Source organism: Seohaeicola saemankumensis (genome assembly GCF_042678485.1).
Taxonomy (GTDB): domain Bacteria; phylum Pseudomonadota; class Alphaproteobacteria; order Rhodobacterales; family Rhodobacteraceae; genus Seohaeicola; species Seohaeicola saemankumensis.
The window spans coordinates 559533-585076 of the sequence record NZ_JBHTKR010000002.1; the positions used below are offsets into that span (position 1 = coordinate 559533).

A 25544-nucleotide genomic window follows, 5' to 3' on the forward strand; every position below is an offset into this window, starting at 1 on the left:
GTCTTAGCTGCGGCCCCCGGCGGCGATCACGCCCTCGGTCTCGCGGATGAACCGCGCGCAGGCCGCCGCCTGCGTGATCGGCAGCATATGCCCGCCTTCGATCACCTCAAGCCCGATATGGGGATGATCTGCCACCAGGGCGCGGCCATGCAGTTCGGCCTCAAGGATGCGATCCTCGGCCCCGAAAAGGATGCGGACGGGCACTTTGAGGCTGTCGTATTGCCCCGCCATCCAGCGCAGATCGCGCCCGGACGCCAGATAATCGCGTGACGTGCTGCGAAAGGATGCGGGCCTGAGCCCCAGAAGCGCGCCGCCCTGGATCGCATAGTTGTCCGGCACCTTCTCGGGCCCGAACACCTGATCCAGCACCTGCGGCGCGGTGCGGATCGCCATCGGGATCGCCAGCAGCCACGACATCGCGAACAGCTTGGCCCGCCCCTTGATGTTCAGCCCGGCGAAGGCGTCGATCGCGCCGGATGGCGGTTGCGTCAGCGGTGCCAGCAGCGCCAGACCGCGCGTGCGCGCGGGGTGGTCCATCGCCAGGCACAGTGCAATGGCGCCGCCAAGGGAATGCCCGACAATCAGCGGCCGCTCCAGCCCCAGCGCGTCGATCAGCGCGGCCACAGTGTCCGCCTGCGCGCGGGGATTGGCGGCCGCATCCTCGTCCCGGCTGGACCAGCCCATGCCGGGGCGGTCGATGACGATGACCCGGTGATCGCCCGTCAGCAAAGGCGTCAGGGCCATGTTGAAATTGCCCATCTGCCCGCCCAGCCCGTGGATCATCACGATGGCCGGCCCCGATCCTTCGTCCGTGTAATGCAGCCGCGTGCCGGGCAGGTCGATGAAACGCCCGCGCGGCGGGATCGCCAGTTCGGCCCCGCGTTTGGTGTTCCAGGTGAACCAGGCCAGCCCCGCCATCAGCAACAGCACGATGACGAGCAGGGCAAACAGGAACTGGATCATGGGCATGGCCTTTCAGGTGCCGGGTCAACCCCGAGGAAAAAGCGTGTATCGCAAGGAACAAGCCTGACCGCTCTAGCGCCAGAAGGCCAGCCATTCGATCAGCTCTGCCAGCTTTCGCAGCAGAAACAGCAGGTTTTCCCCGTCATACATCGCGGCATCAAGCCCGAGACCCGTCAGGATCAGCAGCCCAAGGCCGATGGCGATCTGGTTCGTCATTGCGCGTTGCCTGCCAAAAGATAAAGGGCTGCGACAGCTATGCCGCAGCCCCAATGCCCTTGCAAGCCTGTTGACCGGATCAGCCCAGCCGACCCATCAATGCCGCCACATCCGCCATCCGGCACGAGAAGCCCCATTCGTTGTCATACCAGGACAGCACACGCACAAGGCGCTTGCCGATCACCTTGGTCTGGTCCGGCGCGAAGATCGAGCTTTCTTCGGTATGGTTGAAGTCGATCGAGACCTTGGGTTCGGGATCATATCCCAGGATACCCTTCATCGCGCCGGCCGCGGCCTCGGCCACGATGGCGTTCACATCGGCCACGGTCACGTCCTTGCCCGCGACGAATGTCAGGTCCACGGCGCTGACATTGGGGGTCGGCACGCGAATGGCCGATCCGTCCAGCTTGCCATTCAGTTCCGGCAGCACCTCGCCCAGGGCCTTGGCCGCACCGGTCGAGGTGGGAATCATCGACATCGCCGCCGCGCGGGCGCGATAAAGATCCTTGTGGCGGCGGTCCAGCGTGGGCTGATCGCCGGTGTAGCTGTGGATCGTGGTCATGATGCCGCTTTCGATGCCGATGGCATCGTTCAGCACCTTGGCCAGCGGGGCCAGGCAGTTGGTGGTGCAGGACCCGTTCGAAATCATGGTCTCGCCAGCCGCCAGCGCATCGTGGTTCACACCGTAGACAACCGTGCGGTCCACGTTCTTGCCCGGTGCCGACAGCAGCACTTTCTTCGCGCCACGCTCCAGATGTTTCTTGGCCTTGGCGCCATCGTTGAAATTGCCGGTGCATTCCAGCACGACATCGACGCCGGACCAATCCAGCTCGTCCATGTCATAGGTCGACATCATCTCGATCCGGCCGGCGCCCAGATCCATCCAGCCCTCGCCGGTGGTCACCGGGTTGCCGAAACGGCCATGCACGCTGTCATAGCGCACCAGATGTGCGGCCGTATCCAGCGGGCCGGTCGCGTTCAGCTTGACCACGCGCACATCCTGCCGCACGCTTTCCGCGATATGCATAAGGGTGCAACGGCCGATCCGGCCAAATCCGTTGATGCCAAGCGTGATGGTCATGAGGCTCTCCTGCGTCTTGCGTGATTGCGCGGGATATATCCAACTGGCGCGCGCCCCGAAAGGTGAAAAGCGACGCCGCAGCGGCGGATTGACGCCAATCCATGTCTGAAATCAATATGTTAGCGCAAACCGTTTCGCTTCAGGCTATGGTTGCGCTAACGCTTTGGCTTGTCTTGGAAACTGCGCCTGTTACTCTGGCGGTCAAAGCAGGCAGGGGATGGGCATGAGCGGACTTTTGGCGCTACTGGATGATGTGGCGGCGATCGCCAAGGTTGCGGCAGCCTCGGTCGATGATGTGGTGGGGCAGGCCGCAAAGGCGGGGGCCAAGGCCGCGGGTGCCGTCATCGACGATGCGGCCGTGACGCCGAAATATGTGCATGGCTTCGCACCCGCCCGCGAATTGCCCATTGTCTGGCGCATCGCACGTGGATCGTTGCGCAACAAGCTGCTGATCCTGTTGCCGGCTGCCCTGGTTCTGTCGGCCTTCGCACCCATGCTGATCACGCCGCTGCTGATGCTGGGCGGGGCCTATCTGTGTTTCGAAGGTGCGGAAAAGGTGGCCCATGTCCTGTTCCCGCATGCCGATGCCCATGTCGCGGCGGATCTGGACACCGGCGATCCGCTCCACCTCGAAGAGGCACGTGTGGCGGGCGCCATCAAGACCGATTTCATCCTGTCGGCCGAGATCATGACAATCGCGCTGGCCGCGATCCCCGTCAGCACATTCTGGACCGAGGCGGCGACGCTTGCGATCGTGGGCATCGGCATCACCATCGCCGTCTATGGGGGCGTGGCCTTGATCGTGAAGGCCGATGACGCGGGCCTGTTCATGGCAGAGCGGGGCCGCCTTGGCCTGACGCGCAGTCTGGGGCGCGGCATCGTGCGCGGCATGCCGGGGTTTCTGAAAGGGCTGACCACGGTAGGGACGGCGGCGATGCTCTGGGTCGGCGGGTCCATCGTTGTCCATGGGCTGGAAGAGCTGGGCTTTGCCGCGCCCGCCCACCTGATCCATGATGCCGCGGCCGGTCTTGGCGCGATGGTGCCGCAGGCGCAGGGGGCCATCACATGGATCGCCACGGCGGCGATGGATGGCATTCTCGGCCTGGCCTTGGGCCTTGCGCTGATCCCGCTGGTCACGCGCGTCATCGCGCCGCTCTGGTCCGCCCTGACGGGAAAGGGCCGCCCCGCCTGATCGCGGAACGGCCCTTTCATCGTTCTCCAAATACTCGATAACAACGCCCGAAACCGGGCGCGCCGCTTCAGCCCAGCAGCGCCTTGACCTTGTCGGCCACGGCCTGCGGGGTGATGCCGAACTGCTCGTAAAGCACCTCTGCCGGGGCGGATGCGCCGAAGTCATGCATCCCCACAAAACCCGACTTCTCGCGCTTGCCGCCCTGACCGAACAGCCAGCGGTCCCAGCCGAACCGGATCGCGGCCTCGACCGCCACGCGGACGGGGCCTGCGGGCAGAACGCGGCGGCGATATGTCTCGTCCTGTTCCTCGAACAATTCCCAGCAGGGCATGGACACGACGCGGGTGCCGATGCCTTCGGCCTCCAGCAGGTCGCGCGCGGCCATGGCGATCTCCACCTCGGATCCGGTGGCCATCAGGATCGCCTTGCGCTTGCCGGTCGCATCGGCCAGCACATAGGCGCCCTGCGCGGTCAGGTTCTTGGACTTGTGCGCGGTACGCAGCGTCGGCAGGTTCTGGCGCGTCAGCGACAGGACGGATGGCGTTTCCTTCGAGGTCAGCGCCAGTTCCCAGGCCTCGGCGGTTTCCACCGTGTCGCAGGGGCGGAACACCCAGGTGTTGGGGGTGGCGCGGCTGATCGCCAGATGCTCGACCGGCTGGTGGGTCGGGCCATCCTCGCCCAGGCCGATGCTGTCATGGGTCATCACGAACACGGTCGGGATCTTCATCAGGGCCGCCAGGCGCATCGCGGGGCGCGCATAGTCGGTAAAGCACATGAAGGTGCCGCCATAGGGGCGGATGCCGCCATGCAGGGCCATGCCGTTCATCGCGGCCGCCATGCCATGTTCGCGGATACCCCAGTAGACATAGCGCCCCTTGCGGTTGTCGATGTCGAACACGCCCAGATCGCCGGTCTTGGTATTGTTCGACCCCGTCAGGTCGGCAGAGCCGCCGACGGTCTCGCCCAGCACCGGGTTCACGACCTCCAGCACCATTTCACTGGATTTGCGGGTGGCGACCGAGGGCGCGCTTTCGCTGATCTGCTTTTTCAGCGCGCGGATCACGGCGGACAGGCGGGCCGGGACCTCACGCGCATAGGCGCGGGTGAAATCGTCCCGCTTCTTGCCGTTCAGGCCGGCAAGGCGGGTTTCCCAGGCCGTGCGCTCTGCCGCGCCGCGGCGGCCGATCATGTCCCATGCGGTCTTGATGTCGGCAGGCACTTCGAAGGGGCCCGCGCTCCAGCCGTAGGCGGCCTTAGTATCGGCGATCAGCTTGGGATCGGTCAGCGCGCCATGCCCCTTGGAGGTGTCCTGCGCCGAGGATCCCAGCGCGATATGCGTCTTGCAGGCGATCATCGAGGGCTGTGCGGTCTTTTTCGCCGCCGTGATGGCCGCGTCGATGGCCAGCGGATCATGGCCGTCGATCTCCTGCACGTCCCAGCCCGAGGCGCGGAAGCGCGCCACCTGGTCGGTGCGGTCCGACAGCGACACCTTGCCGTCGATGGTGATGTCGTTGTTGTCCCAGAACACGATCAGTTTCGACAGCGCATGCCGTCCGGCGATCCCGATCGCCTCCTGGCTGATGCCTTCCATCAGGCAGCCGTCTCCGGCGATGACATAGGTGTGGTGATCCACGATCTTGGCCCCGAAACGGGCGCGCTGGATTTCCTCGGCCATGGCGAAACCAACGGCATTGGCAATCCCCTGGCCCAGCGGGCCGGTCGTGGTTTCAATGCCCGTGGCATGGCCATATTCGGGATGCCCCGCGGTTTTCGCGCCCCATTGGCGGAAATTGCGGATCTGGTCGATCGTCATGTCGGCATAGCCGGTCAGGTGCAGCAGCGCGTAAAGCAGCATCGAGCCATGGCCCGCCGACAGGATGAACCGGTCGCGGTCCGGCCAGTTGGGCGCGGCGGCATCGAATTTCAGATGCTTTTCGAAAAGCACCGTGGCCACATCGGCCATGCCCATGGGCATTCCCGAATGCCCCGAATTGGCGGCATGGATGGCATCCAGCGTCAGGGTGCGGATGGCGGCGGCTTTCATCCAGTGGTCGGGATGGGCGGTGCGCAGGGCGGTGATGTCCAAGAGGTAGGTCCTTCGTCTGGCGATATGACAGGATGGCTTGGGCGGTGTGATAGCAGCCTGCCGCGCAAGTTCAAGCGAAGGCTGTAACCCATTGTTGGCAAAGGGGGCGCATTTTGCCTATCCAGTTGCTAGAGTTTCCCGAAGCCCGCCGTCCGATGATTCGCGACAGGCTGGCCGAACGGGAAGAGCAGACTTCGGGTGAAAGGTGGGCCAATGAACGACATCGCCGAACTTGAACGCAGGATTGCCTTTGCGATGGAACGCATCGCCAAGGGAATCGAAAACCTGGACAAGGCCGCCGTGGCGTCATTGCCTGACAGTGACGCGCCGCAGGCCGCGACCGAGGATGAGATCGAGACGCTGCGCGCGCAACTGGCCGATGAACAGCTGGCCAATGCCCAGCTGGAAGAACGTGTCCGCGCCCTGCACCAGAAACAGCAGGCGATGGCAAGTCGCGCCGAAAGCGAACTGACCGCGCTGCGCGACGCAATCGGGCAGGTTGACGCCGAACTGGCGCGCCTGCGCAAGGCCAACGCACAGCTGCAGGAAAGCAATGCCGCCCTGCGCGCCGCCAACCAGGCCGGTGTGGGCGAGCCGCATCTGATCAACAAGTCGATGATGGCCGAACTGGAATCCATGCGCGCCGCGCGCCAGGTCGACCTTGCCGAGGTGCAGGCGATCAAGGGCGCGCTGGTGCCCTTGCTGCAAGACGAAGAGGAGGCGCGCTGATGCCCGAAGTTGAAATCAGGATCGGCGGCCGCGCCTTCGAGGTCTTTTGCCAGGATGGGGAGGAACATTATCTGCAAGCCGCAGCAAAAATGCTGGATACCGAAGCCTCGGTGCTTGCCGGTCAGATCGGGCGCCTGCCGGAATCGCGCATGCTGCTGATGGCGGGGCTGATGCTGGCCGACAAGACCGCAGGGCTTGAGGACAAGCTGCGCGAGGTCGAGGCCAGGATTGCCGAAAAGGAAGTCGAGCTTGCCGCCCTTGCCGCCCGCCCGGCACCCGAGCCGCAGAAAATCCAGGTGGCCGTGATCCCGCCCGAGGTCACGGAAACCCTGTCCGAACTGGCGGCACGAGCCGAAGCCCTGGCCGACGCGGTCGAAGACAAGGTCGGCTGATCACACGGCTGACTGATTGTCAGGCTGGCTGATGGGGCGACCGACAGAGGACTGACAAAGAAAAAGGCCCCGTGCGGGGCCTTTTTGCTGTGCTGCCATCTCTGCCGGATCAGGCGTTGGCTTCGCGGATCTTTTCGGCGGCATCCTTGTCGAAGCTGACGCCTTTCGCCTCGAATAGCTGATCCAGTTCGCCCGACAGGGTCATCTCGGTGATGATGTCGCAACCGCCGATGAATTCGCCCTTTACGTAAAGCTGCGGGATTGTGGGCCAGTCCGAGTAATCCTTGATCCCCTGGCGGATATCGGCATCAGCCAGAACGTTCACGTCCTTGAACGTCACGCCCATGTAATTCAGCACCCCTGCCACGCGGCTGGAAAAGCCGCACTGGGGCATTTCCTTGGTGCCTTTCATGAACAGAACCACGTCATTGGCCGTGACGGTTTCCTTGATCTGGGTGGTCGCGTCGGTCATTTGTCTTGTCCTTCGTCAGGCGAGGCGCAGCCTCGGGTGTCTGGTCAGTCCGGGCTTAATCCGGGGCCTTGGTGGTCAGGGCCAGGGCATGAAGCTGGCCGTTGGCCCCGTCCATCTTGCCCTTCAGCGTGGCATAGACCGCGCGCTGCTGCTGCACGCGGTTCATGTCCTTGAAAGAGGCGTCGATCACCTCGGCCGCATAGTGGTTCCCGTCCCCGGCCAGATCGGTGACGGTGATCTTCGCATGCGGAAAACCCGCGCGGATCAGGTCTTCGATTTCCTGTGCTTCGATGGCCATGTGGGATGCTCCTGTTTATTTGCATCAGATTTATGCCTTTGGCGCGCGCGCTGCAAGGGCAGGTCTTGCCCTCGGGCCGCTTTGACAAGCGTCGCGCGATCGGCCAAAGCTGCGCGGAAACCGGATGGAGGATCGGATGAAAGCCAAGGTCAGCTGGATCAACGGACGCGCCTTTCTGGGCGAGACAGGGTCGGGCCACGGTATCGTCATGGATGGCGCGCCAGAAGCGGGCGGCCGCAACATCGGCCCGCGCCCGATGGAGATGATGCTGCTGGGCCTGGGCGGCTGCACCGCCTTCGATATCGTGATGATCCTGGAAAAGGCCCGTGCCCGCGTGACCGGCTGCGAGGTGGAACTGGTCGGCACCCGCGCCGACGAGGAGCCCAAGGTGTTTACCGCCGTCAAGCTGGTCTACACGATCCGCGGTCATGACCTGAAACCCGCGCTGGTCGACCGCGCGGTGACCCTGTCAGCCGAGAAATACTGCTCGGCCTCCAGGATGTTCGAAAAGACCGCAATCCTGACCCACGAATGGAAGATCGAGCCGGCGTGATCTGATCGGGCCGGGCAGGGGGGGCTGTCTGCCCCCCAGGTTCAGCGGGGCTGAACCATCCCCCCGAGGATATTGCGGGCAAGAAGAAGCTGTTGCCGTCAGCCCAAAGCCGCTTCGAAAGCACCGCGATAGAGGGCGGACAGCTCCTCCAGCGGGGCTTCCGCACTGCCGAAGCGCAGGGTTTTGCCGCCGAACTTGCCAACCGTCTGGATCGTGACACCGGCCTTGCCCGCCGCGGTCATCAGCGCCTCGGCCTGGTCGAAGTTGCAGGCGATGAGGTAGCGGGCCTGATCCTCGCCAAAAAGCGCAGGCGTGTCCGACATGTCGATCTGCACGCCGACGCCCGCCGCCTCGGCCATTTCGAAGGCGGCCATGGCAAGGCCGCCGTCCGACAGGTCGGCGCAGGCGCGGATCAATGCGTGATTGGCGCGGATGAAATCGCCATTGCGCCGCTCGGCGTCCAGATCGACATGCGGCGCGTCGCCTTCCTCGCGGTTGAACACCTCGGCCAGAAGGGCCGACTGGCCCAGGTGGCCATGGCTGTCACCGACCAGAAGCGCCAGATGCCCGTCGCGCGCCTGGCCCAGAATGGCCTGGTCGATATGGGGGATGATCCCCACGGCGCAGATTGTCGGCGTCGGCAGGATGCCCTTGCCATCGGTTTCGTTGTAAAGGCTGACGTTGCCCGACACGATCGGCATGTCGAGCGCCGAAACGGCCGCGCCGATGCCTTTGATGGCGCCCACGAATTGCCCCATGATCTGCGGCTTTTCGGGGTTGCCGAAATTCAGGTTGTCGGTCGTGGCCAGCGGCTTGGCGCCCACGGCGGTCAGGTTGCGATATGTCTCGGCCACGGCCTGCTTGCCGCCTTCGAACGGGTTGGCGAAGACATAGCGCGGTGTCACGTCCGAGGTGAAGGCCAGCAGCTTGTCGGTGCCATGCACGCGGATCACGCCCGCGCCCAGACCCGGCGTACGCACGGTATCTGCCATCACCTGGCTGTCATATTGCTCATAGACCCACTGTTTTGCGGCGTAGTTCGGGCTGCCGATCAGCGCCTTGAGCCCGTCGATCGGGTCGATCCCCGGCACATCGCCCAGCGGCGCCGCGGGCGGGGTTTCCACCCAGGGGCGGTCATATTCGGGTGCCGTGCCCGACAGCGCCTTGAGCGGCAGATCCGCCTTGCAAACGTTATTGTGCATGATCAGGAAACGATCTTCTGCGATTGTTTCCCCAACGATGGCGAAATCCAGATCCCATTTGTCGAAGACGGCCTTGGCTTCGGCCTCTTTCTCGGGGCGCAGGACCATCAGCATGCGTTCCTGGCTTTCGGACAGCATCATTTCATAGGCGGTCATGCCGGTTTCGCGGCAGGGGACCTTTTCAAGATCCAGACGCACGCCCAGATCGCCCTTGTCGCCCATTTCCACGGCTGAACAGGTCAGGCCGGCCGCACCCATGTCCTGGATTGAGATCACGGCGCCGGTCTGCATCAGCTCCATGCAAGCTTCCATCAGGCGCTTTTCGGTGAAAGGATCGCCGACCTGAACGGTGGGGCGCTTTTCCTCGATCGTGTCGTCGAATTCGGCCGAGGCCATGGTCGCGCCACCGACACCGTCGCGGCCGGTCTTGGCACCCAGATATACGACGGGCATGCCTACGCCCGAGGCAGCGGAATAGAAGATCTTGTCGGCATCGGCGAGGCCCGCGGCAAAGGCGTTCACAAGGCAGTTGCCGTTATAGGCGGGATGAAAACGCACCTCGCCGCCCACGGTGGGCACGCCGAATGCGTTGCCATAGCCGCCGATCCCTTCGACCACGCCATGCACCAGCTGCCGTGTCTTGGGATGATCGGGCTGCCCGAAGGACAGCGAATTCATCGCGGCGATCGGCCGGGCGCCCATGGTGAAGACATCGCGCAGGATCCCGCCCACGCCGGTCGCGGCACCCTGGTAGGGTTCGATATACGAGGGGTGGTTGTGGCTTTCCATCTTGAAGACCACGGCCTGCCCGTCGCCGATATCCACCACGCCCGCGTTTTCACCGGGGCCGCAGATGACTTGCGGGCCAGTCGTGGGCAGGGTGCGCAGCCATTTCTTGGAGGACTTGTAGGAACAGTGTTCGTTCCACATGGCCGAGAAGATGCCAAGCTCGGTGAAGGTCGGCGCGCGTCCGATGATCTCGAGGATGCGCTGGTATTCGTCGGGCTTCAGCCCGTGTGCCGCGATCAGTTCGGGCGTGATGGCCGGTTCTTGCACCATGTCTTGCATGTCGTTCGTCCCCCTGGGCAGGTCTGCGCCGCCTCTTTACGACAAGGCTTTGCGCGGGGAAAGGGGCAGGGCGCCTTTGAAACAGACGCAAGGTATCGAAAAAACACCTCGCCCGGGGGCGCGGCAGCCCTACCTATGCGTCAGCCGGCGCTCTGCTGGCAGGTAACGGCAGAGGCAGCAGATGGATATCCTGACAATTCTGGGCAGCGGTCCCAATGTGATCCGGGCACAAGCCTGGCCACGCGCGGCCCTCGGGCATGTTCTGGCGATCAACAATGCCTGGCGCGTGCGCCCCGACTGGGATTCGCTGATCCATCCCGAGGATTTTCCACCCGATCGCCGGCCAGCCGCAGTGCAGCGCGGCCAAAGCATCGTGACCGCTGCCGATTACATCCCGGCCAATAACGCCTATGGCGGTGTTGTCTATGCCGGGGGCACCATGGCCTTTACGGCGGCGTATTGGGCGCTGTGGCGGCACCGGCCGCGGGTTCTGGCGGTGATGGGCTGTGACATGGTCTATCCTGTTGCCGTCAATACACATTTCTACGGCACGGGCACAGCCGACCCGCTGCGCCCCGATATGACCCTGCAGAGCCTAGAGGCGAAATCGGCGCGCATCCTGCTGCTGGCGGCGCGGCAAGGCTGCGCGGTCGTGAACCTGTCAGCGGATCAGAGCCGGCTGGTATTTCCCCGTGCCACGATCGGAACGCTGGACAGCCAACGCCCGTTGCAGGTGGCCGAGGCGGCCGTGCGCGCCGCCCTGCGCGCCGAGCAGGACCTTGGCGCGCGCGTGGTGTCGGGGCGTTACTGGCAGGAGGGTGGGCATCTTGATCCCGCGGCGCTTGCGGGTATCGACGCACGGTGGATGGATGCATGGCGTGCAACCGTCGGCCGCGCGCCTGTCGCGGCACTGCGGCGGCAACGCTGACACGGCCCGCACGGAGCTGCATCGCGCCCTGCCTTGCCGGGTATTGCCGGTCCCCGTCTTCCGTCTGGTCAAAAAAAAGGCCGAGCACTAAGCTCGGCCAAAGTCCAACAGGGAGGTATGATGGTGATGCGAACCTAATCAGCATCTCCGTCAAGTGCTGAATTAGGCATCCCTTTATGTACGATCAAGGCAAAATATGCTGCATCACGGCAAGGCGGCTATGCGTTCTGTGCATGGCTTGCTTAACCTGTTAGCTAACTTCCTGATCTTTCATCTGTTTGCGATAACTGACGATCTCGTCCTGCACGAAGTCGCGGAAAGCCGAGACGCGCTTGGACTGACGCAGCTCTTCCGGGTAGGCCAGAAACACCGGCACTTCGACGGATTCGATATCGGGAAGGATTCGCACCAGTTCGGGAAAATCATGGGTCAGGTAGTCGGGAAGCACACCGACCCCAAGGTCATGCAGCACCGCCTGCAGCACGCCGAAATAGTTGTTCACCGTCAGGGTGGACTGGATGTCATGGGTCATCAGGAACTGCACCAGATTGGCCCCGGCGCCGACCTGTGCCGACTGGGGGTTCTGGCAGATCAGGCGATGGCTGGCGATGTCCTCGATCCGTTCGGGGGCGCTGCGTTTGGCCAGATAGCTGGGCGAGGCGTAAAGACGCATCCGGATATGCATCAGCCGCTTGCGGATCAGGTCCGCCTGACTGGGTTCCTTCATGCGGATCGCCACGTCGGCTTCGCGCATGGGCAGGTCAAGAACACGCTCTTCCAGCATGAGGTCGATCTTGAGATCGGGGTATTTCTCATAGAGCCGGGTCAGGCGCGGGGCCAGCCACAGGCTGCCGAAACCCGTGGTCGTCGTGACGCGCAATTCGCCAAAAACCTCTTCCTCGCTATCGCGGATCCGCGCGGCGGCCGTTTCCAGCCGCTTGGCCATCGAGGACGTGGCGTCGAACAGCAATTCACCCTGTTCGGTCAGAATCAGTCCGCGCGCATGTCGGTGGAAAAGCGTGGTGTTCAGGCTGTCTTCCAGGGCGCGGATCTGCCGGCTGACCGCAGATTGAGACAGGTGCAGCGTATCGCCCGCGTGGGTCAGGCTGCCCGCATCGGCCACGGCATGAAATATTCTGAGTTTGTCCCAATCCATCAGCGCAACAATCCATCCCTGATCAATGTCTGTGTGAAACAGACCAAAAGCACCACCGCTCGACCGCCTTTATCGACGTATAACCCAACCACGTGTCAAAAAATAGTTTGGTAGGTCATTATTTGTGACCTAATATCGCGTTATAGTTAAAACAAGATCGCTCAGATGGGGAGATGCGCGATGACCCGGCAGGAAATCACTCTGAACGACAGATTCGACCTCGAGAAATCGCAGGTCCTTCTGAACGGCACGCAGGCCCTTGTGCGCCTCATGCTGATCCAGAAGGCGCGCGACGCGGCAGCGGGGCTGAACACGGCGGGGTTCGTGACGGGCTACCGCGGATCGCCGCTTGGTGCGGTCGACATGCAGATGAACCGCGCGGCAAAGCAGCTTGCGGCAGCGGATGTCACCTTCGAGGAAGGTCTGAACGAGGATCTGGCCGCGACCGCCCTCTGGGGGGCACAGCAGGCCGAATTGCGCGGCGAGGGGAAATTCGACGGGGTGTTCGGCCTGTGGTACGGCAAGGGCCCCGGCGTGGACCGTTCAGGCGATGTGATGCGCCATGCCAACATGGCGGGATCGTCCCGCCATGGCGGTGTGCTGATGGCGATGGGCGATGACCATACCGGCGAATCCTCGACCGTGCTGCACCAGTCCGAATGGGCCATGGTCGATGCCTATATGCCCGTTGTCAGCCCCGCCGGCGTGCAGGAGATCCTGGATTACGGCGTCTACGGCTATGCCTTGTCGCGGTTTTCGGGGCTTTGGGTGGGCCTCAAGACGATGAAGGACACGGTCGAGGCGACAGCCGTCGTCGATGGCCGCCCGGACCGCATGACGCTGGTGATCCCCGAATTCGAGATGCCCGAAGGCGGGCTGAACATCCGCCTGATCGACACGCCGCACGCGCAGGAAGCGCGGATGATCGACTACAAGCGTTTCGCCGCCGAAGCGTTTTCCCATGCCAACAAGATGGACAAGCGCGTCTGGGGCAAACCGGGTGCCAGGATCGGATTCGTGGCGGCGGGCAAGAACTGGCTGGATCTGGTTCATGCGCTGGCCCTTCTGAACATCGACGCGGCCGAGGCCGAGCGTCTGGGCATCACCACCTACAAGATCGGCCAGACCTTTCCGCTGGACATGAAGGGCTTTCACGACTGGGCCGAAGGGCTGGACCTGATCGTCGTGGTCGAGGAAAAGCGCAAGCTGATCGAGGTGCAGATCAAGGAAGCCATCTTTGACGACCGCCACGGTCGCCGTGTCTGGGGCTGGCACAAGGGCGGCGGGGCAGGGTCCATGCATGGCGAGGAGCTGTTCCCCACGCGCGGCGCGCTGGACCCGATCATGATCGCCGAGAAACTGGGCGGCATCCTGATCGACGAAGGCCGCAGCACCGATGGCATCAAGGCGGGCCTGTCCGCGCTGGCCGATGCGCGGCGCAATGACAACGCGCAGGAACTGGCCTCGCGCCTGCCCTATTTCTGTTCGGGCTGCCCGCATAACACCTCGACCAAGGTGCCCGAAGGCAGCCGCGCCTATGCCGGCATCGGCTGTCACTACATGGTGCAATGGATGGACCGATCGACCATCGGCGCCACCCATATGGGCGGCGAAGGGGCCAACTGGATCGGCGAGGCGAAATTCTCGACTCGCGATCACGTGTTCCAGAACCTGGGCGACGGCACCTATAACCATTCGGGCATCCAGGCGATCCGCGCGGCGCTCGCGTCGGATGTGAACATCACCTACAAGATCCTGTTCAACGATGCGGTCGCCATGACCGGCGGCCAGACCAACGAGGGCGGGCTGACCGCGCAGCGGATCGTGGCCGAGTTGAAGGCGATGGGCGTGCCCAATGTTGCCGTGGTCTATGACGAAAAGGAAGAACTGGACCTGTCCACCTTCCCCGCCAATGTCGAAAAGCACGAACGCGCCGAGCTGGAGACCGTTCAGGAACGCTATGCCGCGCTCAAGGGCGTGTCGGCCATCGTCTATGTGCAGACCTGCGCCGCCGAAAAACGCCGCCGCCGCAAGCGCGGCAAGTTCCCCGATCCCGACAAGCGCGTCTTCATCAATACCGATGTCTGCGAAGGCTGCGGCGATTGCGGTGTGCAATCGAACTGCGTGTCGATCGTGCCGGTGGAAACCGAACTGGGCCGCAAGCGGGCGATCGACCAATCCAGCTGCAACAAGGATTTCAGCTGTCTCAAAGGGTTCTGCCCGTCCTTCGTGACGCTGGAAGGGGCGACCCCGAAAAAGGCCGCCACCGCATCCGTGGACCTGCCGGATATGCCCCAGCCCGTGTTGCCCGCCATTGATGGTACCTTCAACGTGGTCATCACCGGCGTGGGCGGCACCGGCGTCGTCACCATCGGCGCCGTGCTGGCACAGGCCGCGCAGATCGACGGCAAGGGTGCGGGCATGATGGAAATGGCCGGCCTCGCGCAGAAAGGCGGCGCGGTGCATATCCACTGCCGTATCGCCGAACAGCCCGATGACATCAGCGCCGTGCGTGTGGCAACGGGCGAGGCTGACGCCCTGATCGGTGGCGATCTGGTCGTGTCCGCCGGGGCCAAGACGCTGGGCCTGACCCGCACGGGCCGCACCGGCGCGGTGGTCAACAGCCATGAGATCATCACCGGCGATTTCACCCGCAACACCGAATTCGCGCTGCCATCCGACCGGCTGGCCCTGGCGCTTGAGGCGCGTTTGCAGGACCGCGTGATGCTGTTCGACGCATCCGAACTGGCGCGCGTGACGCTGGGCGATTCGATCTTTTCGAACATGATGCTGTTCGGCGCCGCATGGCAGCGTGGGTTGATCCCGCTGAGCCATGAGGCGATCATGCATGCGATCAAGCTGAACGGTGCGGCGGTCGACAAGAACCAGCGCGCCTTCGAACTGGGTCGCTGGGCCGCGCTGCATCCCGAACAGGCGGCAGGCATGCTCAAGCCCAAGGTGATCGAACTGCCCAAGTCGCTTGAGGACAAGATCGCCTTCCGGGCGGATCATCTTGTCGCCTATCAGGGCAAGCGGCTGGCGAAACGCTATCGCAAGATGGTCGAGGGCATCACCGATCCGCGCCTGAAGGAAGCGGTCGCCAAGGGCTATCACAAGCTGCTGTCCTACAAGGATGAATACGAGGTCGCGCGGCTCTTGCTGACCTCGCAGGAAAAGGCGGCCGAGCAGTTCGATGGCGATTTCCGCATGACCTTCCACCTGGCGCCGCCGATCATCTCGAAGACCGGTCCCGATGGCCGCCCGATGAAACGAACCTTCGGGCCATGGATGGCGCGGCCGCTGCGTGTTCTGAAATCGCTCAAGGTGCTGCGCGGCACGCCGCTGGACATATTCGGGCGCACCGAGGAACGGCGCATGGAACGCGCGCTGATCAAGCAGTACGAGGCCGATATGGCCGATGTGCTGGCCAAGGTCACGCCTGACCGGATGGACGCCGCCGTGGCGCTGGCCGAACTGCCGCTGTCGATCCGTGGCTTCGGCCCGGTCAAGCAGGCCAACGAGGTCAAGGCCGCGAAACGGCGCGAGGAACTGCTGTCCGCCTTCCGCGATGGTGGCAAGGGCATGGCGCAAGCCGCCGAGTGATCCGCCCCCATCCTGAATCGCCCTGCAACGCCCGCCCCTGGCGGGCGTTGTCATGTCGCCTTCACGTAACCGTCACAGTCCCACGGCAGATTGCGCGCAAGGACCCCGCGCAGCCCGGAGCATCACGGCGTGACGACTCGATCCAGTATTGCCCGCGACATCAGCTATGCCCATTCCGCCAGCACACGTGGCGGCCGGGCACTGATCCGCCTGATGGAAAACGCGACGGGCCGGATCAGCCTGATCCGGCGCGCGGCAGGCTATGAACAGGAGGTGGCGCAAGGCCGCGACTTCTGGCAGGTGATGGTCGACCGCTATGGCCTGAGCCTTGATGTGGTGGCAGGTGGGCTGGACCTGATCCCGCGGACCGGCCCGCTGATCATGATTGCGAACCACCCTTACGGGATTCTCGACGGGTTGATGCTGGGGCATATCCTGGCGCGCACACGGCCTGATTTCCGCATTCTGGCGCATCACGTCTTTTGCAAGGCACCCGATCTGGCCGGGACGATCCTGCCTGTCGCCTTCGACGAGACCAGGACGGCCGTGCAGTTGAACCTTTCGACCCGCAGGACGGCGCTGGACTATCTGGCGCAGGGCGGTGCCATCGGTGTTTTCCCCGGCGGCACGGTTTCCACCGCCGCGACGCCCTTGGCACAGCCCATGGACCCCGGTTGGCGCAGTTTCACCGCGCGTATGGTGGCGAAATCGGGCGCGACGGTCGTGCCCATCTGTTTCGACGGGCATACCAGCCGCATGTTCCAGATTGCCAGCCACCTGCATTACACACTGCGTATGGGCCTGCTGATCAAGGAATTCGCCAAACGGGTGGACACGCCCGTGCGTGTCGCCATCGGCGCGCCGATCCCTGCCGACCAGATCGCAGCACGTGCGGGCGACAGCAAAGCAATGATGGATTTCCTGCGCAAAGCGACGTATGAGCTGTCTCCGACACCGCTTGAACCGGGCATGTACGGGTTCGAGTTCGAACAGAAACACCGGGCGTGATCCGTCGCGCCCTCGTACCAGGCGCAGCATGGCAGTAGGTATTTTCGACAGTGGTCTTGGCGGGTTGACCGTTCTTGAAGCGGTAACAAAACGGCTGCCGGACGTGCATTTCGTCTATTATGGCGACAATGCCCATGCGCCTTATGGCGTGCGCGATGCCGATGACGTCTACAACCTGACCAAAGCGGCGGTGGAATACCTGTGGCTGCATGGCTGCGATCTGGTCATTCTGGCTTGCAACACCGCCAGTGCGGCCGCCCTGCGCCGGATGCAGGAGGCCGGCGTGCCCCCCGGCAAGCGCGTTCTGGGCGTCTTCGTGCCGCTGATCGAGGCGCTGACCGAACGGCAATGGGGCGACAACTCGCCCCCGCGCGAAGTGGCCGTGAAACATGTGGCGCTTTTCGCCACCCCCGCCACCGTGGCCAGCCGCGCCTTCCAACGCGAACTGGCGTTTCGCGCCATCGGCGTCGATGTCGAGGCGCAGGCCTGTGGCGGCGTGGTCGACGCGATCGAGGATGGTGACATGATCCTGGCCGAAGCGCTGGTGCGATCCCATGTGGACGCGCTCAAGCGCAAGATGCCCCGCCCCGAGGCCGCGATTCTGGGCTGCACCCATTACCCGCTGATGCAGCAGGTCTTTCAGGATGCGCTGGGGCCGGAAGTGCAGGTCTACAGCCAGGCAAACCTGGTGGCCGAAAGCCTGGCCGATTACCTGGCGCGCCGCCCCGACATGCTGGGCAGCGGGCAGGAGGATGCGTTTCTAACCACCGGCGATCCGCGCCGTGTGTCGGACCGGGCCACGCAATTTCTACGCCGACAAATCACCTTTCGCTCTGCCGGTTGATCCCGGTCAAGGTTTGAGCTTGAATCCGGACAGATGATGCAAACGGCGCCGGCCTGCATGGCGGCGCAATCAAGGACAGATGACATGGCACATAACATCGCAATTCTCGGGGCTTCGGGCTATACGGGGGCGGAACTTGTCCGCCTGATCGCCACGCATCCGAATATGCGCATCACCGCGATGGGGGCCAATTCCAAGGCCGGGCAGGCCATGGCGGATGTGTTCCCGCATCTGCGCCACCTTGATCTGCCCGTTCTCCAGAAGATCGAGGAGATTGATTTCTCCGGCGTCGATCTGTGTTTTTGCGCGCTGCCGCATGCCACCTCGCAAGAGGTGATCCGCGATCTGCCCAAGACGCTGAAGATCGTCGATCTGTCCGCCGATTTCCGGCTGCGTGATCCTGCGGAATACAAGCGCTGGTATGGCAACGGCCATGCCGCGCTGGAATGCCAGGCCGAGGCCGTCTATGGGCTGACCGAATTCTACCGCGATGAAATCCGCGCCGCGCGCCTTGTGGCGGGCACGGGCTGCAACGCGGCCACCGGCCAATATGCGCTGCGCCCGCTGATCGCCGAGGGTGTGATTGATCTGGATGACATCATCCTTGACCTGAAATGCGCCGTGTCAGGCGCAGGCCGCAGCCTCAAGGAAAACCTGCTCCATGCGGAATTGTCCGAAGGTTATCACGCCTATTCCGTGGGGGGCGTGCACCGCCATCTGGGCGAGTTCGATCAGGAGTTTTCGGCCATCGCCGGCCGGCCCGTGAAGGTGCAGTTCACACCGCATCTGATCCCGGCCAACCGGGGGATCCTGGCAACCGTCTATGTCAAGGGCGATGCCGCGCGCATCCATGAGGTGTTGGCGCGCGCCTATGCGGATGAGCCTTTCCTTCAGGTGCTGCCCTTTGGACAGCATCCCAGCACCCGGCATATCCGGGGCTCGAACTTCTGCCATCTGGGCGTGGTGGCCGACCGGCGCGAAGGCCGCGCCATCGTGATCGCGGCGCTGGACAACCTGACGAAAGGTAGCAGCGGGCAAGCATTGCAAAACGCGAATCTGATGTTAGGTGAAGATGAAACCACGGGGCTGATGCTGGCCCCATGTTTCCCGTAACGCGCGGGACCCGAGGAGGAGACGCACCATGGCCATGAGTGGCTTGAAAAAGAAACGCCGGATCCAGATCGTGGCCCTTGCGGCCGTGGCGTTGCTGATCTCTACCGGTCTGATCGGTTACGCGATGCGCGACGGGATCAACTTTTTCCGGGCGCCCAGCCAGATCATCGCCGAACCGCCCGGCCCGAACGAAGTGTTCCGCATCGGCGGGCTGGTCGAAGAGGGCAGCATCGTGCGTGGCCAGGGCGAGACGGTGCGCTTCAGCGTGACCGATGGCGGCGCCAGCATTCCGGTGGTCTATACCGGCGTTCTGCCTGACCTGTTCAGCGAGAATGAAGGCATGGTCGGCACCGGCAGATTGATCGACGGCGTTTTTGAAGCCTCTGAAATCCTTGCCAAACACGATGAAACCTACATGCCGGCCGAAGTGATCGACGCACTCAAGGAACAGGGGATCTACAAGGATCCCAAGGCCGAAGGCGCCGACAGCTAAGCCAAGCCCGCGCGACCCGCGCGCACCGTTTCACTGCCGTTAACCCTGATGCATCAGCCTGACCCGAACAGTCCGGGGACAAGGCCGCATGCATAACGTCAGACAGATAGCAGAACAGATCGTCGCCCGCGAGGGCGGTTTCGTGAACGATCCCGCCGATCCGGGCGGGGCCACCAAACATGGCGTAACCATCGGCACGTTGCGCCGCCTGGGGCTGGACATCACGGGTGACGGGGCTGTGGCCATCGACGATGTCGAGTCGATGACACCCCCCCGCGCAGCGGATATCTTCGTGGATCACTACTTTCTGCGGCCCGGACTGGACAAGCTGCCAACCGGCATCCAGGCCAGCGTCTTTGACATGTATGTGAATGCGGGCGCCAATGCGGTGAAGATCCTGCAACGCATGCTGCGCCAGATGGGCCAGCCGGTGACGGTCGACGGGATCGTCGGGCCGCAGACCATTGCCGCGGCGCAGGCCGCCCATGCCGCCGCACCGCACCATCTGGCCGATGCCTACGGGATCGCGCGCCGCAACTATTACCTGCGGCTGGCCGATCTGCGCCCCGCCAGCCGGAAATTCGCACGCAGCCGCAGCGGCGGCAAGGGCGGCTGGGTTCTGCGCGCCGAGGAATTCATCCATCCCCGCTATCACCTGAGCGCGGCGGAATTCACAGCGAGGGTTGCACAATGGCAGTGATCGACACGATTCTGGGCGCGGTGTTCGGCGGCGGGCGCAACGTGCTGCGCGAAACCGCCGAGGTGTTCCGCGAGAATGCCGAAGAAGGCGCAGGCCGCGAGATCGCGCTGCGGCAGGCCGCGCTGGCGCAGTTCGGTGCGGAATTCACGCTTGCTCGCCAGGGCTGGTTCGACCGCGCGGTGGACGCGGCCAACCGCCTGCCGCGCCCGCTGATGGCCTTGGGAACGCTGGGGCTGTTCGTTTCGGCCATGGCCGATCCGGTCTGGTTTGCCAGTCGGATGCAGGGGATCGCGCTGGTGCCCGAACCGCTCTGGTGGCTTCTGGGGGCGATCGTGTCCTTCTATTTCGGGGCGCGCCACCAGGCCAAGGGACAGCAGTTCCAGTTGCGTGTGGCCCAAAGCATGGCGCAGGTGCCGCGCGTTGTGGAAAACCTCAAGGCTTTGCAGGGGCTTGACGCGGGCAGGGACGCGGGCAGGGGCACTGGCACTGGCACGGGCACTGGCACGGGCACGGGCGCGGTAAGGGACGCTGGCCCTGACGCCGGCCCTGACGCGGGCGATAACCCGGCCCTGTCGGACTGGCGCGACGCGCGGGGGACAGGGGCCCATGCAGACCCGTTGGGGGGCCGCTGAGGCTGCGGCGGCAAGGCGCGGGCGCCGGTCCGGATCGCGGCAGCGCATGGCCGCGACAATGTGAACACCGTGGAATACCGATTCCGTTTGGCCAGCCCGGAGTGAAGTTCTATAACAAGGCCATGATTACAGAACTCGGACATTTCGCCCTCATCCTTGCCTTCCTCGTCGCCTGCGTGCAGGCGGTGGTGCCCATGATCGGCGCGCACAAGCGCTGGCCGGGATGGATGGCCATGGCAGAACCTGCCGCGAACGCGCAGTTCATGCTGACGGCCGTCGCCTTCGGCGCGCTGACCCATGCCTTCGTGACCTCGGATTTCTCGGTCGCGCTGGTCGTGCAGAACTCGCATTCGCTCAAGCCGATGATCTACAAGATCAGCGGCGTCTGGGGAAACCACGAAGGCTCGATGCTGCTGTGGGTGCTGATCCTGACGCTGTTCGGCGCGATGGCGGCCTGGTTCGGGGGCAACCTGCCGCCCACGCTAAAAGCGCGGGTGCTCGCGGTGCAATCCTCGATCGCCGTGGCCTTCTTCGCCTTCATCATCTTTACCTCCAACCCGTTCCTGCGGATGTCGGTCCCACCCTTCGACGGGCAGGATCTGAACCCGCTGTTGCAGGATCCCGGCCTCGCCTTTCATCCGCCCTTCCTCTATCTCGGCTATGTGGGGCTGAGCCTGGCTTTTTCCTTTGCCGTGGCCGCCCTGATCGAGGGGCGCGTGGACGCCGCCTGGGGCCGCTGGGTGCGTCCCTGGACCTTGCTGGCCTGGGTCAACCTGACCATCGGGATCGGCCTGGGTAGCTGGTGGGCCTATTACGAACTGGGCTGGGGCGGCTTCTGGTTCTGGGACCCGGTCGAGAATGCCAGCTTCATGCCCTGGCTGCTGGCCGCGGCCCTGCTGCATTCCGCCATCGTGGTGGAAAAGCGCGAAAGCCTGAAAAGCTGGACCATCCTGCTGGCGATCATGGCCTTCGGCTTCTCACTGATCGGGACTTTCATCGTCCGTTCCGGCGTGATCACCAGCGTTCATGCCTTCGCCAATGACCCGGAGCGGGGCGTTTTCATCCTGATGATCCTGGGCTTCTTCATGGGCGGTGCGCTGACGCTGTTCGCCGCGCGCGCCAGTTCCATGGAGGCCAAGGGCGTCTTCAGCCTGGTCAGCCGTGAAAGCGCGCTGGTGATGAACAACATCCTGCTGGCAGTGTCCTGTTTCGTGGTCTTCGTCGGCACGATCTGGCCGCTATTCGCGGAGATGCTGTTCGATCGCAAGCTGTCGGTCGGACCGCCTTTCTTCGACATGGCCTTTACCCCTTTCATGGTGCTGCTGGGTGCCATCCTGCCGATCGGTGCCATGATGCCCTGGAAACGCGCCGATCTGGGCCGGACCTTCCGCCCCCTGATCCCGGCCTTCATCCTGGCCGTGTCGGTCGGGCTGCTGGCCTTTGCAATCCAGACGGGCCGTTCGGCGCTGGGGCCTGTCGGCATGTTCCTGGGCACCTGGTTGATCTGCGGCGCGCTGGTCGACATATGGTCGCGCACCGGACGCGGCGAGATGGCAGGCCGCCTGTCGCGGCTGACGCGCCTGCCGCGTGCCGACTGGGGCAAGATGGTCGCCCATTCGGGGCTGGGCATCACGATGCTGGGGATCTCGGGCCTTCTGGCCTGGCAGCAGGAAGACATCCGCGTGGTGCAATTCAACCAACCCTTCGAGGTGGCAGGCTTCAGCCTGACGCTGACCGATGTGCAGCGTGTCGAAGGGCCGAACTATATCTCGACCATGGGATGGGTGGATCTGGCCCGCGACGGCAAGGCGATTGCCACGATGAACCCGGAAAAGCGTTTCTATCCCGTGGCGCAGATGCCCACGACCGAGGCCGCGATCGACATCGGGTTCTGGCGTGATGTCTACGTGGTGATCGGCGATCCCCAGGATAATGGCGGCTGGGCGGTGCGGACCTATTACAAACCCCTGGCCAACTGGATCTGGGGCGGCGCCATCCTGATGGCGCTTGGGGGTATGCTCAGCATCAGCGACCGCCGCTTCCGCGTGGCCGCCGGTGCCGCAAAGCGCACGCCGGTCAGCGGGGTTCCCGCTGAATGAAACGTCTTGCGCTGAGCCTGTGGCTGGCCCTTGCCATCGTCGGGCCGCTGGCGCCTTTGACGGCGCCCCAGGCGCTGGCTGTCCTGCCGGATGAAATCCTGCCGGATCCCGCCCTGGAAGCCCGCGCGCGCGAACTGTCGCGCGGTTTGCGCTGTATGGTCTGCCGCAACGAAAGCATCGACGAATCGAATGCCGAACTGGCCCGCGACATGCGGATCCTTGTGCGTGAGCGTCTGACAGCCGGGGATAGCGATCAGCAGGTGATCGCGTTCATCGTGGACCGCTACGGCGAATATGCCTTGCTGAAACCCACCACGGGCGGGGCGAACTGGCTGCTCTGGGCGGCGGGTCCGCTGATGCTGATGCTGGCGCTGGGTGTCGGCATTGGCTATCTGCGTAGCCGTCAGGCCGCACCCGAGGCCGGCAGCGCGACACTGAGCGATGAGGAAAAAGCCAAGCTCAGCAAGATTCTCGAGGACTGACGCGGGGTTTGACCTTTTCCTTGTGATCCGCTGCGGTAAGGTATCGCCAAGAGGCGGAGACAAGGAAAGGCCGATCCCATGGAGTATCAGACCATCACGCTGGACATCGCCGATGATGTCGCGGTGCTGACCCTTAATCGCGCAGACAAGATGAACGCGCTCAACACCCAGATGCGGGCCGAGATCGCGGATGCCGCGCGAAAGGCGGGCAAGGACGCACGGGTGCTGGTGCTGACCGGATCCGGCCGGGCCTTCTGTTCGGGGCAGGATCTCAGCGACCGGGCCAATGCGGCCAACCTGGACATGGAACGGACGCTGCGGGATGAATACCTGCCCATGCTCAAGGCGATCTACGATTGCCCGATCCCCACGATCAGCGCCGTGAACGGTGCGGCCGCCGGGGCAGGGGCCAACCTTGCGCTGGCCGCAGATGTGGTGATCGCCACCCAAAGCGCCTATTTCCTTCAGGCGTTCACCCGGATCGGCCTGATCCCGGACGCGGGCGGCACCTATTGGATGACGCGCCAGATGGGCACCGCCAAGGCAATGGGCGCGGCGCTGTTTGCCGACAAGATCAGCGCGCAGCAGGCTGACGACTGGGGCCTGATCTGGGAGGCCGTCGCCGATGATGCCTTCGACGCCACATGGCGCGCCCGCGCCGCCCATCTGGCGAAGGGACCGACCCTGGCCTATGCCCATGTGAAACAGGCGATCCGGGGCAGCTGGGACAATAGCCTTGAGGATCAGCTGGCGCTGGAAGGCCGGTATCAGGGCACCTGCGGCAAGACCCGCGACTTCAAGGAAGGCGTGCTGGCCTTCCTGGAAAAGCGCCCCGCCAGTTTCGAAGGGCGCTGAAACCCGTCACCACGCCCTGTCATGCAAAGCAAAACGGCGCCCCTTGGGGCGCCGTTTTCATTCCGGTCCGGCCGCGTCAGCGGTTTTCGATATCGACGTAATCGCGCGCGGTTTCGCCCATGTAAAGCTGGCGCGGACGGCCGATCTTCATCTGCGGATCGGCGATCATCTCTTTCCACTGGCTGACCCAGCCGACGGTGCGCGACAGTGCGAAGATCGGCGTGAACATCGACGTCGGAAAGCCCATCGCCTCAAGGATGATGCCCGAATAGAAATCGACATTCGGGAACAGCTTCTTTTCGATGAAATAGGGATCGTTCAGGGCCACATGCTCAAGCTCTTTGGCCACCTGCAACAGCGGGTTGTCATGCACGCCCAGCAGTTCCAGCACCTCATCGGCGGACTGTTTCAGCACCTTGGCGCGCGGATCGGTGTTCTTGTAGACGCGGTGACCAAAGCCCATCAGGCGGAAAGGATCGTTCTTGTCCTTTGCGCGTGCGATGAATTCGGGGATGCGGTCCACGCTGCCAATCTCGCGCAGCATTTCCAGGCAAGCCTGGTTCGCGCCGCCATGGGCCGGACCCCAGAGGCAGGCAATGCCGGCCGCGATACAGGCAAAGGGGTTCGCCCCCGAGGACGAGGCCAGGCGCACGGTCGATGTGGAGGCGTTCTGCTCGTGATCGGCATGCAGCGTCAGGATACGGTCCATCGCGCGGCTGACGATCGGGTTCACGTGATAGGTTTCGGCCGGAACCGAGAAGCACATGTGCAGGAAGTTCGCCGCGTAATCCAGATCGTTGCGCGGGTAGACGAAGGGCTGGCCAATGGAATATTTATAGGCCATCGCGGCGATCGTCGGCATCTTGGCGATCAGGCGGATCGAGGCAACTTCGCGCTGCCAGGGATCGTTCACATCAAGGCTGTCGTGGTAGAAGGCCGACATCGCGCCGACAACACCCACCATCGTGGCCATCGGATGCGCGTCGCGGCGGAAGCCCCGGAAGAAGTTGTGCATCTGCTCGTGGATCATCGTGTGGCGCGTCACGAGCGTCTCGAAATCCTCAAGCCGCGCGGAGGAGGGCAGCTCGCCGTAGAGCAGCAGGTAGCACACTTCAAGGAAATGCGATTTGGACGCCAGCTGGTCGATCGGATAGCCGCGATGCAGCAGAATGCCCTCGTCGCCATCAATATAGGTGATGGTGCTGTCGCAGCTGGCGGTCGAGGTGAAGCCGGGATCATAGGTGAACACACCGGCCTGGCTGTAGAGCTTGCGGATATCGATCACCTCGGGTCCCGCGGTCGGCGTGAACATCGGCAGTTCGACCGTCTTTCCGTCGAAGCTGAGCGTCGCTGTCTTGCTAGATGTCGTCATGTTGGTC

The 25544-nt window shown here is 63.8% G+C and carries 24 protein-coding genes; 15 read left to right on the forward strand and 9 right to left on the reverse strand.

Annotated elements, in window-relative coordinates:
* Positions 1-3: 3 nt before the first annotated feature.
* The 3 genes from ACFQ3C_RS06520 to gap form a co-directional block, all read right to left on the reverse strand.
* Complete coding sequence (locus ACFQ3C_RS06520) at positions 4-963, reverse strand: alpha/beta fold hydrolase (protein ID WP_380789733.1); 960 nt, start codon at positions 961-963, stop codon at positions 4-6.
* A gap of 72 nt (positions 964-1035) precedes the next feature.
* Positions 1036-1179 carry a hypothetical protein gene (locus ACFQ3C_RS06525; RefSeq protein ID WP_380789734.1) on the reverse strand — a complete coding sequence of 48 codons (144 nt, stop codon included), beginning with the start codon at positions 1177-1179 and terminating at the stop codon, positions 1036-1038.
* Positions 1180-1258: 79 nt separating this feature from the next.
* Positions 1259-2260, reverse strand: coding sequence for a type I glyceraldehyde-3-phosphate dehydrogenase (gene gap, locus ACFQ3C_RS06530; RefSeq protein WP_380789735.1), 1002 nt, complete (start codon positions 2258-2260; stop codon positions 1259-1261).
* 223 nt (positions 2261-2483) lie between these two features.
* On the opposite strand from gap, the gene ACFQ3C_RS06535 reads away from it, so the two are divergent.
* Positions 2484-3452 (forward strand): DUF808 domain-containing protein, encoded by a 969-nt coding sequence (locus ACFQ3C_RS06535; RefSeq protein ID WP_380789736.1) that lies wholly within the window; start codon positions 2484-2486, stop codon positions 3450-3452.
* Positions 3453-3519: 67 nt separating this feature from the next.
* Here ACFQ3C_RS06535 and tkt read toward each other — a convergent pair whose 3' ends face one another.
* Positions 3520-5538 carry a transketolase gene (gene tkt, locus ACFQ3C_RS06540; RefSeq protein ID WP_380789737.1) on the reverse strand — a complete coding sequence of 673 codons (2019 nt, stop codon included), beginning with the start codon at positions 5536-5538 and terminating at the stop codon, positions 3520-3522.
* A 213-nt stretch (positions 5539-5751) separates the two neighbouring features.
* On the opposite strand from tkt, the gene ACFQ3C_RS06545 reads away from it, so the two are divergent.
* Entirely contained in the window at positions 5752-6267 is a 516-nt protein-coding gene (locus ACFQ3C_RS06545) for a hypothetical protein (RefSeq protein WP_380789738.1), read from the forward strand.
* Positions 6267-6659, forward strand: coding sequence for a cell division protein ZapA (locus ACFQ3C_RS06550; RefSeq protein ID WP_380789740.1), 393 nt, complete (start codon positions 6267-6269; stop codon positions 6657-6659). The genes ACFQ3C_RS06545 and ACFQ3C_RS06550 overlap by 1 nt, the downstream gene beginning before the upstream one ends.
* Positions 6660-6768: 109 nt before the next feature.
* Here the strand turns inward: ACFQ3C_RS06550 and grxD are convergent, their stop codons facing one another.
* Together grxD and ACFQ3C_RS06560 are read right to left on the reverse strand one after the other, a co-directional pair.
* Positions 6769-7131 carry a Grx4 family monothiol glutaredoxin gene (gene grxD, locus ACFQ3C_RS06555; protein ID WP_380789741.1) on the reverse strand — a complete coding sequence of 121 codons (363 nt, stop codon included), beginning with the start codon at positions 7129-7131 and terminating at the stop codon, positions 6769-6771.
* Between the two features lie 55 nt (positions 7132-7186).
* Positions 7187-7429: a BolA/IbaG family iron-sulfur metabolism protein gene (locus tag ACFQ3C_RS06560; protein WP_068292687.1), complete on the reverse strand. Its 243-nt coding sequence runs from the start codon at positions 7427-7429 to the stop codon at positions 7187-7189.
* 136 nt (positions 7430-7565) lie between these two features.
* Here ACFQ3C_RS06560 and ACFQ3C_RS06565 point away from each other — a divergent pair, with 136 nt between their 5' ends.
* Positions 7566-7982: an OsmC family protein gene (locus tag ACFQ3C_RS06565; protein ID WP_380789742.1), complete on the forward strand. Its 417-nt coding sequence runs from the start codon at positions 7566-7568 to the stop codon at positions 7980-7982.
* A gap of 98 nt (positions 7983-8080) precedes the next feature.
* On the opposite strand, the gene purL is transcribed toward ACFQ3C_RS06565, so the two are convergent.
* On the reverse strand, positions 8081-10240 hold the full coding sequence (gene purL / locus ACFQ3C_RS06570) for a phosphoribosylformylglycinamidine synthase subunit PurL (RefSeq protein ID WP_380789823.1): 2160 nt from the start codon (positions 10238-10240) through the stop codon (positions 8081-8083).
* Between the two features lie 193 nt (positions 10241-10433).
* Here purL and ACFQ3C_RS06575 point away from each other — a divergent pair, with 193 nt between their 5' ends.
* A complete protein-coding gene (locus ACFQ3C_RS06575) occupies positions 10434-11180 on the forward strand; it encodes a hypothetical protein (protein WP_380789743.1) in 747 nt (248 codons plus the stop codon).
* 250 nt (positions 11181-11430) lie between these two features.
* Here ACFQ3C_RS06575 and ACFQ3C_RS06580 read toward each other — a convergent pair whose 3' ends face one another.
* A complete protein-coding gene (locus tag ACFQ3C_RS06580) occupies positions 11431-12336 on the reverse strand; it encodes a LysR family transcriptional regulator (RefSeq protein WP_380789745.1) in 906 nt (301 codons plus the stop codon).
* A gap of 180 nt (positions 12337-12516) precedes the next feature.
* Here ACFQ3C_RS06580 and ACFQ3C_RS06585 point away from each other — a divergent pair, with 180 nt between their 5' ends.
* From ACFQ3C_RS06585 to ACFQ3C_RS06630, 10 genes are all read left to right on the forward strand, one after another.
* Positions 12517-15939 (forward strand): indolepyruvate ferredoxin oxidoreductase family protein, encoded by a 3423-nt coding sequence (locus ACFQ3C_RS06585; protein ID WP_380789746.1) that lies wholly within the window; start codon positions 12517-12519, stop codon positions 15937-15939.
* Positions 15940-16068: 129 nt separating this feature from the next.
* A complete protein-coding gene (locus ACFQ3C_RS06590) occupies positions 16069-16947 on the forward strand; it encodes a lysophospholipid acyltransferase family protein (protein ID WP_380789747.1) in 879 nt (292 codons plus the stop codon).
* A gap of 28 nt (positions 16948-16975) precedes the next feature.
* Positions 16976-17791 carry a glutamate racemase gene (gene murI, locus ACFQ3C_RS06595; RefSeq protein ID WP_380789748.1) on the forward strand — a complete coding sequence of 272 codons (816 nt, stop codon included), beginning with the start codon at positions 16976-16978 and terminating at the stop codon, positions 17789-17791.
* An 84-nt stretch (positions 17792-17875) separates the two neighbouring features.
* Positions 17876-18904: an N-acetyl-gamma-glutamyl-phosphate reductase gene (gene argC / locus ACFQ3C_RS06600; RefSeq protein WP_380789750.1), complete on the forward strand. Its 1029-nt coding sequence runs from the start codon at positions 17876-17878 to the stop codon at positions 18902-18904.
* Between the two features lie 34 nt (positions 18905-18938).
* Positions 18939-19397: a cytochrome c maturation protein CcmE gene (gene ccmE / locus ACFQ3C_RS06605; protein ID WP_380789824.1), complete on the forward strand. Its 459-nt coding sequence runs from the start codon at positions 18939-18941 to the stop codon at positions 19395-19397.
* 88 nt (positions 19398-19485) lie between these two features.
* On the forward strand, positions 19486-20097 hold the full coding sequence (locus ACFQ3C_RS06610; RefSeq protein ID WP_380789752.1) for a holin-associated N-acetylmuramidase: 612 nt from the start codon (positions 19486-19488) through the stop codon (positions 20095-20097).
* On the forward strand, positions 20088-20729 hold the full coding sequence (locus ACFQ3C_RS06615) for a holin family protein (RefSeq protein ID WP_380789753.1): 642 nt from the start codon (positions 20088-20090) through the stop codon (positions 20727-20729). The genes ACFQ3C_RS06610 and ACFQ3C_RS06615 overlap by 10 nt, the downstream gene beginning before the upstream one ends.
* Positions 20730-20851: 122 nt before the next feature.
* Entirely contained in the window at positions 20852-22828 is a 1977-nt protein-coding gene (locus ACFQ3C_RS06620) for a heme lyase CcmF/NrfE family subunit (protein ID WP_380789755.1), read from the forward strand.
* A complete protein-coding gene (locus ACFQ3C_RS06625) occupies positions 22825-23310 on the forward strand; it encodes a cytochrome c-type biogenesis protein (RefSeq protein ID WP_380789756.1) in 486 nt (161 codons plus the stop codon). Before ACFQ3C_RS06620 ends, ACFQ3C_RS06625 begins: the two co-directional genes overlap by 4 nt.
* A gap of 78 nt (positions 23311-23388) precedes the next feature.
* A complete protein-coding gene (locus ACFQ3C_RS06630; protein ID WP_380789757.1) occupies positions 23389-24165 on the forward strand; it encodes an enoyl-CoA hydratase-related protein in 777 nt (258 codons plus the stop codon).
* Positions 24166-24241: 76 nt separating this feature from the next.
* Here ACFQ3C_RS06630 and ACFQ3C_RS06635 read toward each other — a convergent pair whose 3' ends face one another.
* Positions 24242-25537, reverse strand: coding sequence for a citrate synthase (locus tag ACFQ3C_RS06635; RefSeq protein WP_380789758.1), 1296 nt, complete (start codon positions 25535-25537; stop codon positions 24242-24244).
* Positions 25538-25544 lie beyond the last annotated feature (7 nt).